Here is a 16,566-nt window from a genome sequence, read left to right on the forward strand (position 1 = left end):
ACCATCGAATCACATCGGAGCCTATCCGAAATCGCATTGTTTTCATTATGTTGAGAGATTAAATAACAGCAATTTCGGATGGGCTCCATCAATGACCCAAGGCCCGGATGGCCACCTAAGTTGGGAGGAGACCAAGATGCAAAAACGTAGAAAAATCAGTCTGGTCAGAAAAGCAAAGTGCAGCTGGAGCCCCAGACGCAAACTCAAGCTTAATGACATCAAGCGCAACCTGTGGCGCAGAAATCGATCCTATACCCTGCTTATCGCAGAGCACACAGCATAAACCCGGCATTAGCCGGGTTTTTTATACTCTGGTTTTTTCAGGCTTGCTGGATGTCGGCGCTAAATTGCACCGAGCGTTTGGAGACCAGCGAGTTGCAGTGATTGCAGAAGTAATCGACCGCACCACACGCCTTGAGGCACTCCAGCTCCTGATGGCAGGTGGGGCAGAGTGCGGTGACCCGCACAATGGCTTTGCAGTTACCGCAAGTTTGCTCCTTGCAGCGGGTATCCAATTCACTCTGGCAGGATGGACAAAGCAGGGCTTCCATAATCAACTCCTCGAAAAGTGGATCTGCCATGGTCTGGCTCCATGGCAGATCCCCCTCCCCTTGATCCTCACCTTACCATGGCGAGGATAACAAAGCGGCTGCCGGTGAGGGCAGCCGCCAGGGCTTATTTCTTCTTCATCTTCAGCAGCCGTTTGCGCTGGCGCTCCTGACTCAGGGTCAGGGTATTCTTCTTGCCTTCAAACGGGTTGACCGACTCCTGGAACTCGACCCGGATCGGTGAGCCCATGATCTTGAGGGACTTGCGGAAGTAGTTGATCAGATACCGCTTGTAGGAGTCCGGCAGATCGTTGAGCTGGTTGCCGTGGATCACGATCCGCGGCGGGTTGTAACCACCGGCGTGAGCATATTTCAGTTTGACGCGGCGGCCGTTGACCATCGGCGGCTGGTGATCTTCCTGCGCCATCTGCATGATCCGGGTCAGCATGGCGGTACTGGTACGGCGAGTGGCGGACTGGTAAGCCTCCTGAATGGATTCAAACAGGTGACCAACACCGCTGCCGTGCAGGGCGGAGATGAAGTGAACGCGAGCGAAGTCGATGAAGCCCAAGCGACGATCCAGCTCGTTCTTCACATCCTCTTTCACTTTCTGATCCAGACCATCCCACTTGTTCACCACCAGCACCACGGAGCGGCCGGTGTTGAGCACGAAGCCAAGGATGCTCAAGTCCTGATCGGTGATGGTCTCCTGAGCGTCGATCACCAGCAGGCAGACGTTGGCATCTTCGATGGCCTTGAGGGTCTTGATGACGGAGAACTTCTCCACCGTCTCATGCACCTTGCCACGACGGCGCACGCCGGCGGTATCGATGATGACGTACTTCTGCTCGTCACGCTCCATCGGGATGTAGACGGAGTCACGGGTGGTGCCCGGCATGTCATAGACGATGACCCGATCTTCACCCAGCATGCGGTTGGTCAGGGTTGATTTGCCGACGTTGGGACGACCGACGATGGCGAACTTGATGGGCAGATCGGCGAACGGCGTCTCCTTGGTGTCCTCTTTGGTATCGAGTTCACCGGCAGCCACCATGCGCAGCAGGGCTTCTTCGTCGAAGTCCTCTTCTTCCTCGTCCTGCACCTCTTCGTCACCAGCGGCTTCGACCAGCGTCTCCAGGTGAGGAGCCAGTGCCAACTCCAGCAGGCTCAATACGCCGCGACCGTGGGCAGCCGCCATCTGGTAAACCTCACCCAGCGCCAGACCGTAAAACTCGGAGACAGCGGAGTCACCATCGATGCCATCGGTCTTGTTGGCGACCAGAAACACCTTTTTGTGGGTCTTGCGCAGGTGCTCGGCGATGGCCTGATCCGCAGCAGTCAAACCGGCACGAGCATCCACCATGAACAGCACCACATCGGCTTCTTCGATGGCCAGCAGGGACTGCTCGGCCATCTTCAGCTCGATCCCCTCCTCGGTGCCATCGATACCGCCGGTATCGACCACGATAAATTCCAGCTCGCCCAGCTTCGCCTGGCCATATTTGCGGTCCCGGGTCAGGCCGGGGAAGTCGGCAACCAGGGCATCCCGGGTACGGGTCAGGCGGTTAAACAGGGTGGATTTCCCCACATTGGGGCGGCCCACCAGGGCAACAACAGGAGTCATAAAAGCCTCATTCTCAAGACGACAAAGGCTCCGGGTCCGAAGACCAGGAGCCGGATATTCAAATTAACGGACGATCAAGGACGCTTTAGTGCGTACAGCTTGCCGCCACGGCTCTGCACATACAGGGTGTCACCATCCACAAGCGGGGCGGCGTAGAGACCACTGCTGTCGAGCTGCTGCATCGCCTTGATGGTACCGTCGGTACGATCAAGCCAGTACAGGTATCCTTCCACATCACCCACCACCACATAGTCACCAAAGATGACAGGTGCAGTGACGGTACGATTCTCCAGCTGGGTGTTGGACCACAGCTCCAGACCATTGCGACGGTCGATGGCAAACAGGTGGCTGCGACTGTCGGTCAGCACGATGGCATTGCCGGTGATCGCCAGATCGCGATAGCCGGAATACTTGCGCTTCCACACTTCATCGCCGCTCATCAGCTTGCGCGCCATCAACTGGCCATTGTAGGCGATGGCGTAAAGCTCATCACCGGCAATCAGCGGGCTGGCATCGACGTCCACCATGCGGTCAAGCTCGGTAGCACCGCGCGGGTCGGCCACCTTGGATTGACGCACCGGCTGGCCGTTGCTCAACAGGGCAATGCCAACCTTGCCATCGGCGCGGCCATAGATGACGGCACCATTGGTGATCACCGGGGCACCGGCACTGCGCAGGGTCAGCGGCGGCTGCTCTTCGGAGAGCGTCCACTGCATCTTGCCTTCGTCGGTATCGAGCGCAATCAGGCGACCGGAGGTGGTCAGCACCACCACGCGGCCATCCTCAACTGCAGGGCTGGCGACCACTTCGCCGGGCACATTGGTCTGCCACAGCACTTCGCCATTCTCTTCGTTCAGGGCGTAGACCACCCCGTTCTCGGAGCCGAGGAACAGCTTGCCGTAACGGGAGACCAGACCGCCGGAGAGACGGGCGCTGCGCTTGTCGGCATTGACCGGCAGGTCGGCCAGATCGACGGTCCAGAGGCGATCGCCACTGGCACGGTCAAAGGCGGTGACATCGCCATCGCGCGCAGCGGCATAGATACGCTCATCTTCCACTGCCGGCTTGAGCTGGGAGTAGAAGTCACCGATGCCGTCACCGACAGTGGAAGACCACTCGGTATCGGCACTGAAAGCGGATTCAACCTTGGGCAGCGGTGCCATAGGGTTCAAATCCTCTTCCGAGCTGAACAGGGAGCAGCCCTGCAGGGCGAAGGAGACCGCAGCCCCCAGCGCCACCATTTTGAATAGATTACGCATCCGGTGCCTCACCCGTGGTCATGGCCGGCAGGGCCAGATCGTCCATCTTCAACTTGAGCTCCTGGCTACCCTGCAGGCCGCCGGCATCGGCCGCTGCCTGATAGGCATCGCGAGCCTCCTCAATCTTGCCCTGCTTTTGCAGGATGTCACCGCGCACTTCGGCCACCTGGGCCTTGAAGGCGTCGCTGTTGATCTTGCCAAGCTGGGCCAGCGCGTCATCGGCTTTGCCCTGATCGTTCAATACGCGAGCCAGACGCAGTGCAGCGATGGGACGAATGCTCTCGTCACCGCTGGTGGCCACCTGGGTCAGCTGCTCGGCAGCCAGATCCAGCTTGCCGGCCTTGACGGCGGCAGCAGCCAGTTGCAGCGCGGCCAGCTCGCCATAGGAGTCGCCCTTGTTGGCGGAGACAAACTGCGCTGCCTGCTCGAAACCGGCGGCATCGCCTTTAGCCAGCTGGGTAATCACCTGGTTGTAGGCGTGGGAGGAGGCCTCCATGGTCTGTTGCTGATACTGGTTGTAGTAGCGCCAGCCAAACAGGCCGACCAGACCGATCACGGTACCGGCGATCACCGAGGTCCCGTTCTCTTTCCACCACTCCTTGATAACCTCAACCTGTTGTTCTTCGGTGGTATAAACTTCCACAGCTTACTCTCCTTTGGCTGCCAGCAGGGCAATGGCGGCGTCAACCTTGACGGTCTGTTGCTCGGCCTGACCACGCAGATATTTGATAGTGATCTCCCCGTTTTGCACCTCGGTCTCACCAAGGATCAGGGCGATAGACGCGCCGCTCTTGTCGGCACGCTTGAGTTGTTTCTTGAAGTTGCCGCCGCCGCAGTGGCTCATCAGGCGCAAATCCGGCAGCGCATCACGCAGACGCTCGGCCAGCTGGAAGCCAGCCTGCTCGGTCCCCTCGCCCACCATCGCCAGATAGACATCAACCGCCGGGCGAATGTCGCCGTTGAGCTCAAGGGTCTCCAGCATCAGCACCAGACGCTCCATGCCCATGGCAAAACCGACCGCAGGCGTCGGCTGACCACCCAGTTGCTCCACCAGACCGTCATAGCGGCCACCGGCACAGACGGTGCCCTGGGCCCCCAGGCTGTTGGTCACCCACTCGAATACGGTGAGGTTGTAATAGTCGAGGCCACGTACCAGACGCTCGTTCACTTCGTACTTGATGCCGGCAGAGTCGAGCAGGCGCTTGAGCCCCTCGAAATGAGCCAGACTCTCTTCGCCCAGATGATCGAACAGACGGGGTGCACCGACCAGCACGGCCTGCACTTTCTCGTCCTTGGAGTCGAGCACTCGCAGCGGGTTGCTGTACATGCGACGCTGGCTCTCTTCGTCCAGCTGATCCTTGTACTGCTCCAGATAGGCAACCAGCGCATCGCGGTAAGCAGCACGCTCCGCGCTCTGGCCCAGAGTGTTGAGCTGCAGGGTCACATGCTCGCTGATACCGAACAGGCGCCACAGGCGGTTGGTCAGCATGATGAGCTCGGCGTCGATATCCGGCCCGTTGATGCCAAACAGCTCGACACCAAACTGGTGGAACTGGCGATAACGGCCCTTCTGGGGACGCTCGTGACGGAACATGGGGCCCATATACCACATCCGGCGCTCCTGATTGTAGAGCAGGCCGTGCTCGATACCGGCGCGGACGCAGCTGGCGGTCCCTTCCGGACGCAGGCTCAGGCTGTCGCCATTGCGATCTTCAAAGGTATACATCTCTTTTTCGACCACGTCGGTCACTTCACCGATGGCGCGCTTGAACAGATGGGTCTGCTCGACAATCGGCATGCGCACTTCGCTGTAGCCATAGCTGGCAACGACCTGGCGCAGGATCTGTTCAACCTTCTGCCATACCGGGCTCTGCTCCGGCAGGCAATCATTCATACCGCGAATAGCTTGGATCTGTTTTGCCACGTTGATACTCGAGAAAAAGAGGTAAAATTTGGCCGCATTATAGGGATTTTCACCCCCGAGGTAAAATCAGGGAATCCGCAAGCGGGGTGTAAAATCAGTCACCTGGAAAGAGGGCCACCCGAAGTGGCCCCTGTCCGTTCAATCCTTGTCCACCAGGATCCGGTTAACCGGGTCCAGCATGGCGGCGCGGGCACGAATGCGGCGCTCAAGGGTCGGGATGAGATCCTTGTTGTCGAGCCGGTCAACACGCTGGCCCCCTTCGTAGAAGGCACTCTTGTTGGCCGCACCGGCAAGACCGAGATCGGAAACCAGCGCTTCGCCCGGCCCGTTCACCACACAGCCGATGATGGAGACATCCATCGGGGTGATGATGTCTTCGAGCCGCTCTTCCAGCGCATTGACTGTGCCAATGACGTCGAACTCCTGACGGGAGCAGGAGGGGCAAGCGATGAAGTTGATGCCACGGGAGCGGATCCGCAGGGATTTGAGGATGTCGAAACCGACCTTCACTTCCTCTACCGGATCAGCCGCCAGCGAGATGCGCAGGGTGTCGCCGATGCCATCAGCCAGCAGCATGCCAAGACCAATGGAGGACTTCACTGCACCGGCACGGAAACCGCCCGCTTCGGTAATGCCCAGATGGAGCGGCTGTTCAATCTGCTTGGCCAGCAGGCGATAGGCGCCCACGGCGAGGAATACATCAGACGCCTTGACGCTCACCTTGAAGTTCTGGAAATCGAGGCGATCGAGATACTCGACGTGACGCATGGCGGACTCCACCAGAGCCTCCGGGGTCGGCTCGCCATACTTCTCCTGAATATCCTTCTCGAGCGACCCGCCATTGACCCCGATACGGATCGGGATATTGAGGTCGCGTGCGCAATCGACAACAGAGCGCACACGCTGCTCGTTGCCGATGTTGCCCGGATTGATACGCAAGCAGTCAGCGCCATACTCGGCCACTTTCAGGGCGATGCGATAGTCAAAATGGATATCGGCAACGATGGGGATGCGAGTCTGCTGTTTGATCAGCTTGAACGCTTCCGCCGCTTCCATGGTGGGCACGGAAACCCGAACGATATCGGCACCGACCCGCTCAATACGCTGGATCTGCTCGACAGTGGCGGCGACATCGGTGGTCTTGGTGTTGGTCATGGTCTGCACCGTAATGGGGGCATCGCCCCCTACCGGTACATTGCCAACCATGATCTGCCGTGATTTACGACGAATAATGGGAGATTCGTGTGCGGACATGACGAACAGATTACTCCTGCGGCAGTGAGAAGCGGGCAGTACGGCCGTTGTTGTAACGGCTCATATCAAAGGATTTGCCCTTGTAGTCGAGCTTGACCGCCATCGGCGCGCCAATGATGAACTTCAGGGGCTCGGCACCTTCCAGTACCAGCTCGTCATTTGCCTTCTTCAAACCGCTGAAGAGAGTCTTGCCCTTGGCATCCTTCACATCCAGCCAGCAGTCGGCGGTAAAGCTCATCTTGAGTTGCGGCGCAGTTGCCGGATCAACCGCAGTCTCTTCAGATTCGGTCGCAGTGGCACCGGAGGCGGCAACATCAACTACCGTGCTGACAGCGCCACTGGCGTCGGTCAATGCCACGGCAGCAGAAGCCGGAGCCAGGGTGGCAGCCGCGTCAGAAACAGCAGCAGCCGGGGCAACGATAGTAGCTGCCGCGGCAGAGACATCCTGAGCCGGCGCAGTTGCATCATTTGCCACCGCAACGGTTGCGGTGTCGGCAGTTGGCGCTGCGGTTGTGCTCATTTCGGTCGCGGCCAGCGCCTCATCTCCGGCAGAGCGGCGGGTCGTACTCTGCCACCACCAGGCAACGGAGAGCGCAATCAGCACCAGGATCACCAGCCAGGTCACGACTTTCAGACGACTGTCGCTCGCCTGCTGACGGGAACGGCGCGAGAAGCTCTGCATGTCGATATTGTCGGGCGGAGTCAGCCCCAGCTTGTCATAGGCGGCAAGAATGGTCTCCTCCGGGATCCCCACCAGCTTGGCGTAGGTACGCAGATAGCCCCGGATAAAGGTATGAGACGTATGCTTGTCGTACGTATCCGATTCGATAGCGGCAATCAGGGTCAGACGAAGGTGAATGCGGGACGCAACCTGTTCTCGTGTCCAGCCGAGCTGTTCACGGGCGTTGCGCAGCAGCTGGCCTGGGCCCACTGCCTGGGTGTCGTCTTGAAAATCGTGTTGCTGTTCAGTAGTCATTGGCTAAATAACGCTTGGCTTGTTGCGAAGTGGGATATTGCCTTACCAGCTCATTCCCGAATTGGTGGAGTAATGCCGGTTTGTCCATTGCCTGTGCCAGCCGCAATCTCAACCAGAGACTGTCCTCGTTCTCGTCTGACACTTCTGCAAAACGGGCGAGGTAGGACTGCACATCAGGCAGCTTGCCATCTTTCATGGAAAGCTCGGCCAAGTCCAGCAATAACCTTGGGTTGCGGGGATTATACCCCAAGGCCAGGCGATAGTACTCGCTTGCTTTATCATTTCTATGATTTTGCTGGGCGCAAAGTGCCGCATTTTCATAGGTATCGGCAATTTTCACGTAGCCTGGCTGAATAACAGCCTGGTTGAACGCCTTGTCTGCCTCGTCATAGCGGCCGCGGTCACACAAAAAGGCGCCATAGTTGTTCATTGCGTCAGCATTGGACGGATCCATGGCCAAAGCGTTCTTGTAGCTGGTCTCCGCCGCCTTGAAATCACCGACCTGTTGATAGAAATAGGCGAAGCCGATCTGAACCGCTGGATTGGAGGGATCATATTTGAGGGCGCGATCAAGATTGAACTTGGCCTGTTCGGCATTGCCCTGCTGCAGATATTGAATACCGAGATCGATGCGGGTCTGGGCCGCCGCCTTCAGATCGGGCCCCGACTCACGCTGGGTGGAATTCTGGCCAGCGTAAGTGGTCTCGGTCACACAACCTGGCAGCGCACTGAGCGCTGCCACTACCATCAATGTACGTGTATCCATTCCCTGTCTATACAATGGCTTAGCAATTAAACCATTTTGACGGAAATCCCATCCTGTTGCATCCGATTTTTGAGGGTGCGCTTGGTGCGGTCAATCACGTCGCCCACCAGCTGGCCGCAAGCAGCATCGATATCGTCACCACGGGTCTTGCGGACGATCACGGTGAAACCGTACTCCATCAGCACCTTGGAGAAGCGGTCGATACGGCTGTTGCTCGGCTTGCCGTAGGGGTTGCCCGGGAAGGGGTTGAAGGGGATCAGGTTGATCTTGCTCGGGGTATCCTTGAGCACTTTGGCCAGCTCGTGAGCATGCTGCATATCGTCATTGATATGATCGAGCAGCACATACTCGACGGTCACCCGACCACCGTTGGCGTTGGATTTGCCCAGATAGCGACGAACCGCAGCGAGGAAGGCCTCGATGTTGTACTTGTCGTTGATCGGCATGATCTCGGAGCGCAGCTTGTCGTTCGGTGCGTGCAGAGAGATGGCCAGTGCCACGTCGATCTGGTCGCCCAGCATGTCGAGCGCCGGCACCACACCGGAGGTGGAGATGGTAACGCGGCGCTTGGAGATGCCAAAGCCGTAGTCATCCATCATCAGGCGCATGGCCGGCACCACGTTGGCGAGGTTGAGCAGTGGCTCACCCATCCCCATCATCACCACGTTGGTGATGGGGCGCTTGCCACCCACGACACGGGCCGCACGCCACACCTGACCGATGATCTCGGATACTTTCAGGTTGCGGTTGAAGCCTTGCTGAGCCGTGGAGCAGAACTTGCACTCCAGCGCACAGCCCACCTGGGAGGAGACGCAGAGGGTCGCGCGGTCATCTTCCGGGATGTAGACAGTCTCTACTTCCTGATCGCCCACCTGCAGCGCCCACTTGATGGTGCCATCGGAAGAGCGCTGTTCGCGGCTGATCTCGGGCGCCTTGATCTCGGCGATCTCTTTCAGGCGCTCCTTGAGCACCTTGTTGACGTTGGTCATCTGATCGAAATCATCACAACCAAAGTGATAGATCCACTTCATGACCTGATCTGCCCGGAACGGCTTCTCGCCCAGTTCGACGAAGAAGGCACGCATGGCATCCCGATCAAGATCCAGCAGGTTGATTTTTGTTTCGCTCATCAATGGCCTCGGTTCAAACACTTCAATCAATTATTGGCTGACGACGTCAGGGGGCGGCATTGTACAAATTATGGGTGCGGCTTTCCACCTGGAGAATAGAGGGATATTGGCAGAACGACCAAAACAACAAAGGGAGCCGAGGCTCCCTTGGGTCATCATCCACGAAAATCAGCCGCGCGGGCAGATCTCGTTGTCAGAGAAGAAGTAAGCAATTTCGCGGGCAGCGGATGCCGGTGCATCGGAGCCGTGCACGGCGTTGCGATCGATGCTCTCGGCGTAGCAGGCACGCAGGGTACCGGCCAGCGCCTCTTTCGGGTTGGTTGCGCCCATGATTTCACGGTTGCGACGGATGGCATCTTCCCCTTCCAGCACCTGTACCATAACGGGGCCGGAAGTCATGAAGCTGACCAGTGCGTCATAAAAAGGCTTGCCCTGATGTTCGGCATAGAAACCGGCTGCCTGCTCGCTGCTCATCCGCAGCATTTTGGATGCCACCACCTTCAAGCCTGCGCTTTCGAAACGGCTATAGATGGCACCGATCAGGTTCTTGCTGACAGCATCCGGCTTGACGATAGAGAAGGTACGTTCGATGGCCATTGATATCTTTCCTTAACTACAGTGTTTTATTGTTAGAATCCATGTTCGCTGGCGATTATACGTAAACAAAAACCGGAAAAACACACAAACAAGCAACTTTTTATTAAACATCACTCCCCTGCATTCAACATTCATACTCATCTTGACCGGGCTGAGCGGGAAAATATGTGCGCTTGCGCACGATAGTCTCCTTAAGCCAGCAAAACGCCATCTTTTGCTCACTATTCAACCATCGGTAAAAAGGCACCCGAAGGTGCCTTGTCATGCTTAAAGTACTTCTGCCAGCAGCGTGTGCGCTATGGTACGCATTCCCAGAGTATTGGCACCTGGCGCCCACAGGCTGTCGCCGTTGTCACTGAAACAGGCAGCCAGATCGATGTGAAGCCACCCCTCCCCCTCATTGCCGACGAAACGGGAGAGGAAACCCGCAGCATTGGAGGCGCCACCCGGTCCGCCCCCCTTGACCGGACGGCTGTTGGCCGTGTCGGCATAGTGGGAAGGACACTGCTGGCGGTGCCAGGGTTCCAGCGGCAGTGGCCAGGCCGGCTCCTGCTCTGCATCAGCATACGCCATGGCCCGGCTCACCAGCCCCTTGTCGAGGCCAAACAGGGCGTTGTAACGTCCACCCAGCGCCATCACTGCCGCACCGGTCAGGGTTGCGGCATCGATGATCAGCGGAGCGCCACTGTCGCTCGCCAGTTGCAGGCCGTCCGCCAGCACCAGCCGCCCCTCGGCATCGGTATTCACAATTTCGACCGTGGTGCCGTTCTTGTAGGTGAGGATGTCCCCCAGCTTGTAGGCGTGGCCGGAGACCAGGTTCTCGGCGCAGCAGAGGATGAGCTTCACCCGCTTGTCGAGCCCGCGCAGCATGGCCAGCGCCAGTGCGCCGGTCACGATGGCGGCGCCGCCCATGTCGCACTTCATGGTGAGCATCCCCTCGGAGCTCTTCATGGAGTAGCCACCTGAGTCAAAGGTGATCCCCTTGCCTACCAGAGCCGCCGCCACCGGCGCCTTGGGGTCCCGCCCCGGATTGAAGTCAAGTTCCAGCAGCACCGGCTCGCGCTCACTGCCACGGCCGACCTGATAGAGGCCGACCCAGCCCGCCTGTTGCAGCGCTTCACCCTTGAGAATGCGATGGCTCACCTTGTCCGGTGCCAGCTCGGTAATAAAGGAGGCCGCTTCAACCGCCAGCTCCAGCGGCCCCAGCTGCTCCGGCGTAGCATTGGTCATCTCTCGCACCCAGCGGCCACAGAGCCAGCGTGCTTCCAGCTCCTCTCTGTCCTCTTCCGAGGACATGGCCCACTGCAGCTGCACCTCGGCCTTGGGGGTTTGCAAGCCCTGGGCAAAGGCCCACTGCTGTTCGCGCTCCCAGTGGCCAGCCAGCGTCACTTTCTGGATCCCCTGCTGGCAGAGACGGCGCGCCGCTTGCTGGATATCCAGCAGGGCATTGGTCGTTGTCAGATGGATCACCATGCCATCGGCGCGGTGCGAGAGCAGCGCCCCCTCCCCCCACTCGGCAGGGGCCAACTCCCGGCTCAACCAGACGTTCATGCGCTCACCTCCTGCAGCCAACGGGCGATGGTGCGCAGGCCATGGCCCTTGGCGCCGGTCGCCCACAGATCGTTGCCTGCTTTCTGGTAAGAAGCGGCCAGATCCATGTGTACCCAGCCCTTGCCTTCATCGCGCACAAAGCGGGAGAGGAAAGCTGCCGCCGTAGTGGCACCAGCGGTCCCTTCAGCCGAAGCGACGTTGCCCAGATCGGCAAAGGCCGAGGTTAGCTGGCCTGCATGCCAGGGCTCCAGCGGCAGCGCCCAGGCCTGCTCGTTTTCCGCTTTGGCGGCGGCCAGTGTGCGAGCCTGCTCGGCTTCATCGAGGGCGAACACCGCATTGTAGTCGCGGCCCAGCGCCATCTTGGCCGCACCGGTCAGGGTGGCAGCATCGAGAATATAGGCCGCGCCACTGTCGGAGGCGGCCATCAGGCCATCGGCCAGCACCAGACGTCCTTCGGCATCGGTATTCTGGATCTCGACCGAGATGCCGTTTTTGTAGGTGAGGATGTCGCCCAGCTTGAATGCGTGGCCCGAGACCAGGTTCTCGGCGCAGCAGAGGATCAACTTCACCCGCTGATTCAGACCGCGGCTGATGGCCAGCGCCAGCGCACCGGTCACCATGGCGGCACCGCCCATATCGGACTTCATCGGCAGCATGTTGTCAGAGGACTTCATGGAGTAGCCACCAGAGTCAAAAGTGATCCCCTTGCCCACCAGCGCAGCAACGACCGGGGCGTTGCGATCACCGGTCGGGTTGTAGTCAAGCTCCAGCAGCACCGGCTCGCGCTCGCTGCCACGGCCCACCGACCAGATCCCGATATGGCCCGACTCGCGCAGCGCTTCACCGGCCGTGATGCGGGCGGTCACCTTGTCGCCAGCCAGACCGCGGATAAGCAGCAGCGCCGACTCCGCCAGACTCATGGGGTAGATCTCCTCCGGGGTGCCATTGGTGATCTCGCGTACCCAGCGGGTCGCCTTGAGCAAGCCATCCAGCTCGCGGGCATCCGCGTCGCTCTGCTGGCCGAAATCCAGTTCACGGGCTCCCTTGGCGGCGTAGAAACCCTGGGCGAACGCGTAGCGACGTTCCAGATCCCAGCCTTCACCGGCCAGCGCAACCTGCTTGATCCCGCTCGACTCGAGGCGACGGGCAGCACGCTGCACAGCGCGCAGCACATCTTTCTCAACAGAGAGAGCGCCGAGGTGAATAGTGGCTTCATCGCCATTGAAACTGAGCAGGGCACCCTCGCCCCAGTGAGCGGCCGCAGCCTGGGTGGACAACCCTACCTTCATCATGTCAGCCATCTTCTCTTGCTTCCTTTTTTACTGGCACTGTTTTAATGCGCAAACAGGTAAGAACGAATACAAAAAAGGCCGTGCCCCAAAGGGGTCACGGCCTTCACCATATCACTGAAGCACCGATGGATGCTGCACGTGCAATTCACTTGTGTGTAATTAATGGCGTTCAGAGGCAAGGTTCAGGGTGTACTTGGGCAGCTCCACCACCAGATCCTCATCAGCCAGTTTGGCCTGGCAGCTGAGGCGGGATTCCGGCTCCAGCCCCCACGCCTTGTCCAGCATGTCGTCTTCCAGCTCGTCGCTCGGCTCGAGGGAGTCAAAGCCTTCACGCACCACACAGTGGCAGGTGGTGCAGGCACAGGACTTCTCGCAGGCATGTTCAATCTCGATGCCGTTGCGCAGCGCCACATCCAGAATGGTCTCGCCGCTCTCACCTTCGAGGGCTGCGCCATCCGGACAGAGCACGGGATGAGGAAGAATGATCAGTTTTGGCATATTACACCTTGTTGACGTTTTGTCCGGTCAGCACCTTGCGAATGGAGGCATCCATCCGGCGGGCTGCAAACTCACCACTGGCAGCATCCGCCGCCTCGATGGCTTCTTTGATTTGGTTGGTACTCCCCACCTGACGCATGGCCAGCAGATGGGCGATGGCGCCGTCTATCTCGGCACGCTCTGCCGCATTGAGCAGTGCATCGCCATCGGCAGCCAGCGCGGCATTGAGGCTCTCGACCACCCGGTCAGCTTCAACCTGCTGCTCTGCCAGCATGCGGGCATCCATATCCTGCTGGGCATTCTCGATGGAAGCGCTCAGCATGTTGAGGATATCCTCCTCTGCCAGCCCGTAAGAGGGCTTGACCTGGATCTCGGCCTGCACGCCGGAGGATTTCTCCATGGCGCTGACCGAGAGCAGACCATCCGCATCCACCTGGAAAGTGACGCGAATATGGGCGGCACCGGCGGCCATCGGCGGAATACCGGTCAGGGTAAAACGGGCCAGGGAGCGGCAATCAGCCACCAGCTCACGCTCCCCCTGCACCACGTGGATGGCCATCGCAGTCTGACCATCCTTGAAGGTGGTGAACTCCTGGGCGCGGGCCACCGGTATGGTGGTATTGCGCGGGATCACCTTCTCGGCGAGGCCACCCATGGTCTCAAGACCCAGGGAGAGCGGGATGACGTCCAGCAGCAGCATCTCGGCATCTGGTTTGTTGCCCACCAGAATATCAGCCTGAACGGCAGCGCCGATGGCCACCACCTTGTCGGGATCGATACTGGTGAGCGGCGTGCGACCAAAGAACTCGCCCACCATCTCGCGCACCAGCGGCACCCGGGTGGAGCCCCCCACCATCACCACCTCCAGCACTTCCACCTGCTCGAGACCCGCATCGCGCAGGGCGCGGCGGCAAGCCAGCAGAGTGCGTTTCACCAGCGGCGCGATGAGCTCATCAAACTGGCTGCGGCTCACCGAGCCCTGCCAGCCGGCAAAGGTGCAGGGAACACTGTCGGCATCGGTCAGACCGTGTTTGACGGCGGCAGCCACATCCAGCAGCTCACGCTGCAGACGGGCATCCAGCTCGCCGGTCAAACCGGCTTGTTCCTTGATCCAGTCAACCAGCAGGTGATCGAAATCATCGCCACCGAGGGCGGAATCACCGCCGGTCGCCATCACTTCGAATACACCGCGGTGCAGACGCAAAATTGAGATATCGAAGGTGCCGCCACCCAGATCATAAACCGCGATGACCCCTTCCTGACCGGAATCGAGGCCATAGGCGATGGCTGCGGCGGTCGGCTCGTTGAGCAGACGCAGCACATGCAGACCGGCCAGACGGGCCGCATCCTTGGTGCCCTGACGCTGGGCATCATCAAAATAGGCGGGCACCGTGATAACCACACCATCGAGATCGCCACCCAGGGTCTGGGCGCCGCGCTCGGCCAATTTTTTGAGGATCTCGGCTGAGACTTGCACAGGGTTGACCAGCCCCTGACGGGTCTGCAACTGCGGCATGCCGTTGTCGGCTGCCACGAATTGATAAGGCTGCTGGCGGGTATCGATATCGGCCAACGCCTTGCCCATCATCCGTTTGACCGAGACGATGGTATTGTGAGGGTCGAGCGCCGCTTCACGCTTGGCATCGAAGCCCACCCGGATTGCATCCGCCTGATAGTGAACGACAGAGGGGAGCAGGTCGCGCCCCTGTTCATCACTGAGAGTGGCAGCCTGACCGCTGCGCACTGCAGCGACGAGAGAATTGGTGGTACCGAGATCGATGCCGACGGCACGCTTGTGCTGATGGGGTACAGCGCTCTGGCCGGGTTCGGCGATTTGCAGTAATGCCATGGGTAATGAGACTTCCAGCGTTAAAGGATCAAGACTCGAGGAGCGAGTCTTCGAATCGTTCCAGCTCTTCGAGGAGCTTGTCGACAAACTTGAGTTTGCGAACGCAGTCGGCGGCGACAGGATCGTTGCCAGTGGCAAGCGAGTCGGTCAGCTGCTGCATCAACAGCTGGTGATCATGCCTGATCTCGCTGCGAAAATCCTTGATGGCGCGCTCAGGGTCAGCGTCACCTTTCAGATCGGCCAGACGCTCGCGCCATTCAAGCTGCTGCATCAGAAAAGCCGTGTCTTGCAGGGTTTGCTGTTCGCCACGAATATCGGTGCCACGCAGAGAGAGCAGATATTCGGCACGGCGCAGCGGCGCCTTGAGGGTGGTGAATGCGTCGTTGATCTGGGCGGCACGCTGTACCGCTGCCAGCTGCTCCCGCTCGGGAGCAGTGGCGAAACGATCGGGATGAAACTGGGTCTGCAGCTGACGGTAGGTGTCGGCCAGCTGCCGGGTATCGAGCTCGAAGCCTTCAACCAGCCCAAACAGCTCGAAATGGTTCATGCAATCCTCTTAGACACTGAAGCTTTCGCCACAACCACACTCGCCTTTGGCGTTGGGGTTGTTGAATTTGAAGCCCTCGTTGAGCCCCTCTTTGACGAAATCCAGCTCGGTGCCATCCAGATGGATGAGGCTCTTGGCATCGACAATAATCTTGACGCCCTGCTGCTCGAATACCTGATCTTCTCCGGTCAGCTCATCGACAAACTCGAGCACATAGGCCAGGCCCGAGCAGCCGGTGGTCTTGACGCCGAGGCGCAGGCCAATGCCCTTGCCCCGGTTGGTCAGAAAAGAGGAAACCCGTGCCGCGGCGGCATCTGTCATGGTAATAGCCATACTGCTCTCCGGCGCTTAGAGACCTTTCTTCTGCTTGTAATCGGCGATGGCGGCCTTGATGGCATCCTCGGCCAGAATGGAGCAGTGGATCTTCACCGGCGGCAGAGCCAGCTCTTCGGCGATGTCGGTGTTCTTGATGCCGGCCGCTTCGTCCAGCGTTTTGCCCTTGACCCATTCGGTCACCAGGGAGCTGGAGGCGATGGCAGAGCCGCAACCATAGGTTTTGAACTTGGCATCTTCGATGATGCCCTCTTCGCTGATCTTCAGCTGCAGCTTCATCACGTCGCCACAGGCAGGTGCACCCACCATGCCGGTTGCAACGCTGGGATCATTCTTGTCAAAACCACCGACGTTGCGCGGATTTTCGTAGTGGTCGATTACTTTTTCACTGTAAGCCATATCTAACTCCTGCTAATTC

General features: G+C 59.3%; 17 protein-coding genes. All 17 read right to left on the reverse strand.

Translation table 11 applies throughout. The annotated features are described in order from the left end of the window. Positions 1–320: 320 nt before the first annotated feature. Positions 321–551 carry a zinc ribbon domain-containing protein gene (locus tag NOM67_RS05575; protein ID WP_255935150.1) on the reverse strand — a complete coding sequence of 77 codons (231 nt, stop codon included), beginning with the start codon at positions 549–551 and terminating at the stop codon, positions 321–323. Between the two features lie 124 nt (positions 552–675). Next, positions 676–2,172, reverse strand: a complete 1,497-nt coding sequence (gene der, locus NOM67_RS05580; protein WP_033114513.1) for a ribosome biogenesis GTPase Der — start codon at positions 2,170–2,172, stop codon at positions 676–678. Positions 2,173–2,246: 74 nt separating this feature from the next. Continuing rightward, a complete protein-coding gene (gene bamB, locus NOM67_RS05585) occupies positions 2,247–3,431 on the reverse strand; it encodes an outer membrane protein assembly factor BamB (RefSeq protein WP_033114512.1) in 1,185 nt (394 codons plus the stop codon). Then, on the reverse strand, positions 3,424–4,074 hold the full coding sequence (locus NOM67_RS05590; RefSeq protein WP_041207428.1) for a tetratricopeptide repeat protein: 651 nt from the start codon (positions 4,072–4,074) through the stop codon (positions 3,424–3,426). Before NOM67_RS05590 ends, bamB begins: the two co-directional genes overlap by 8 nt. 3 nt (positions 4,075–4,077) lie before the next feature. Beyond that, entirely contained in the window at positions 4,078–5,355 is a 1,278-nt protein-coding gene (gene hisS / locus NOM67_RS05595; RefSeq protein WP_033114510.1) for a histidine--tRNA ligase, read from the reverse strand. A gap of 138 nt (positions 5,356–5,493) precedes the next feature. Further along, positions 5,494–6,609: a flavodoxin-dependent (E)-4-hydroxy-3-methylbut-2-enyl-diphosphate synthase gene (ispG, locus tag NOM67_RS05600; protein WP_033114509.1), complete on the reverse strand. Its 1,116-nt coding sequence runs from the start codon at positions 6,607–6,609 to the stop codon at positions 5,494–5,496. Between the two features lie 10 nt (positions 6,610–6,619). Further along, complete coding sequence (rodZ, locus tag NOM67_RS05605; protein WP_041207426.1) at positions 6,620–7,585, reverse strand: cytoskeleton protein RodZ; 966 nt, start codon at positions 7,583–7,585, stop codon at positions 6,620–6,622. Then, positions 7,575–8,366, reverse strand: coding sequence for a PilW family type IVa pilus biogenesis/stability lipoprotein TapF (gene tapF / locus NOM67_RS05610; RefSeq protein WP_104014527.1), 792 nt, complete (start codon positions 8,364–8,366; stop codon positions 7,575–7,577). The genes rodZ and tapF overlap by 11 nt, the downstream gene beginning before the upstream one ends. Before the next feature lie 11 nt (positions 8,367–8,377). Further along, positions 8,378–9,481 (reverse strand): bifunctional tRNA (adenosine(37)-C2)-methyltransferase TrmG/ribosomal RNA large subunit methyltransferase RlmN, encoded by a 1,104-nt coding sequence (locus NOM67_RS05615; protein WP_156852577.1) that lies wholly within the window; start codon positions 9,479–9,481, stop codon positions 8,378–8,380. Between the two features lie 168 nt (positions 9,482–9,649). Continuing rightward, complete coding sequence (gene ndk, locus NOM67_RS05620; protein WP_041207423.1) at positions 9,650–10,078, reverse strand: nucleoside-diphosphate kinase; 429 nt, start codon at positions 10,076–10,078, stop codon at positions 9,650–9,652. 267 nt (positions 10,079–10,345) lie between these two features. Beyond that, on the reverse strand, positions 10,346–11,629 hold the full coding sequence (gene pepB / locus NOM67_RS05625) for an aminopeptidase PepB (RefSeq protein ID WP_156852576.1): 1,284 nt from the start codon (positions 11,627–11,629) through the stop codon (positions 10,346–10,348). Next, entirely contained in the window at positions 11,626–12,930 is a 1,305-nt protein-coding gene (pepB, locus tag NOM67_RS05630; RefSeq protein ID WP_156852575.1) for an aminopeptidase PepB, read from the reverse strand. Before pepB (NOM67_RS05630) ends, pepB (NOM67_RS05625) begins: the two co-directional genes overlap by 4 nt. 150 nt (positions 12,931–13,080) lie before the next feature. Beyond that, positions 13,081–13,419 (reverse strand): ISC system 2Fe-2S type ferredoxin, encoded by a 339-nt coding sequence (fdx, locus tag NOM67_RS05635; RefSeq protein WP_033114502.1) that lies wholly within the window; start codon positions 13,417–13,419, stop codon positions 13,081–13,083. Between the two features lies 1 nt (position 13,420). Further along, a complete protein-coding gene (gene hscA, locus NOM67_RS05640) occupies positions 13,421–15,268 on the reverse strand; it encodes a Fe-S protein assembly chaperone HscA (protein ID WP_255934495.1) in 1,848 nt (615 codons plus the stop codon). Between the two features lie 28 nt (positions 15,269–15,296). Then, the gene (hscB, locus tag NOM67_RS05645) at positions 15,297–15,815 is read right to left on the reverse strand and encodes a co-chaperone HscB (RefSeq protein ID WP_042033553.1); all 519 of its coding nucleotides are present in this window, start codon (positions 15,813–15,815) and stop codon (positions 15,297–15,299) included. Between the two features lie 9 nt (positions 15,816–15,824). Further along, positions 15,825–16,148 (reverse strand): iron-sulfur cluster assembly protein IscA, encoded by a 324-nt coding sequence (iscA, locus tag NOM67_RS05650; RefSeq protein ID WP_041207418.1) that lies wholly within the window; start codon positions 16,146–16,148, stop codon positions 15,825–15,827. A gap of 15 nt (positions 16,149–16,163) precedes the next feature. Beyond that, positions 16,164–16,547, reverse strand: a complete 384-nt coding sequence (gene iscU / locus NOM67_RS05655) for a Fe-S cluster assembly scaffold IscU (protein ID WP_033114498.1) — start codon at positions 16,545–16,547, stop codon at positions 16,164–16,166. Between the last annotated feature and the right edge of the window lie 19 nt (positions 16,548–16,566).

The sequence above is a fragment of the Aeromonas sp. SG16 genome (assembly GCF_024436135.1).
Taxonomy (GTDB): domain Bacteria; phylum Pseudomonadota; class Gammaproteobacteria; order Enterobacterales; family Aeromonadaceae; genus Aeromonas; species Aeromonas jandaei.

Coding starts and splice junctions, on each gene's coding strand:
- NOM67_RS05575 (WP_255935150.1), bottom strand. CDS start 551: ATGGAAGCCCTGCTTTGTCCATCCTGCCAGAGTGAATTGGATACCCGC.
- fdx (WP_033114502.1), bottom strand. CDS start 13,419: ATGCCAAAACTGATCATTCTTCCTCATCCCGTGCTCTGTCCGGATGGC.
- iscU (WP_033114498.1), bottom strand. CDS start 16,547: ATGGCTTACAGTGAAAAAGTAATCGACCACTACGAAAATCCGCGCAAC.
- der (WP_033114513.1), bottom strand. CDS start 2,172: ATGACTCCTGTTGTTGCCCTGGTGGGCCGCCCCAATGTGGGGAAATCC.
- bamB (WP_033114512.1), bottom strand. CDS start 3,431: ATGCGTAATCTATTCAAAATGGTGGCGCTGGGGGCTGCGGTCTCCTTC.
- ispG (WP_033114509.1), bottom strand. CDS start 6,609: ATGTCCGCACACGAATCTCCCATTATTCGTCGTAAATCACGGCAGATC.
- iscA (WP_041207418.1), bottom strand. CDS start 16,148: ATGGCTATTACCATGACAGATGCCGCCGCGGCACGGGTTTCCTCTTTT.
- ndk (WP_041207423.1), bottom strand. CDS start 10,078: ATGGCCATCGAACGTACCTTCTCTATCGTCAAGCCGGATGCTGTCAGC.
- pepB (WP_156852575.1), bottom strand. CDS start 12,930: ATGGCTGACATGATGAAGGTAGGGTTGTCCACCCAGGCTGCGGCCGCT.
- hscB (WP_042033553.1), bottom strand. CDS start 15,815: ATGAACCATTTCGAGCTGTTTGGGCTGGTTGAAGGCTTCGAGCTCGAT.
- rodZ (WP_041207426.1), bottom strand. CDS start 7,585: ATGACTACTGAACAGCAACACGATTTTCAAGACGACACCCAGGCAGTG.
- NOM67_RS05615 (WP_156852577.1), bottom strand. CDS start 9,481: ATGAGCGAAACAAAAATCAACCTGCTGGATCTTGATCGGGATGCCATG.
- hscA (WP_255934495.1), bottom strand. CDS start 15,268: ATGGCATTACTGCAAATCGCCGAACCCGGCCAGAGCGCTGTACCCCAT.
- pepB (WP_156852576.1), bottom strand. CDS start 11,629: ATGAACGTCTGGTTGAGCCGGGAGTTGGCCCCTGCCGAGTGGGGGGAG.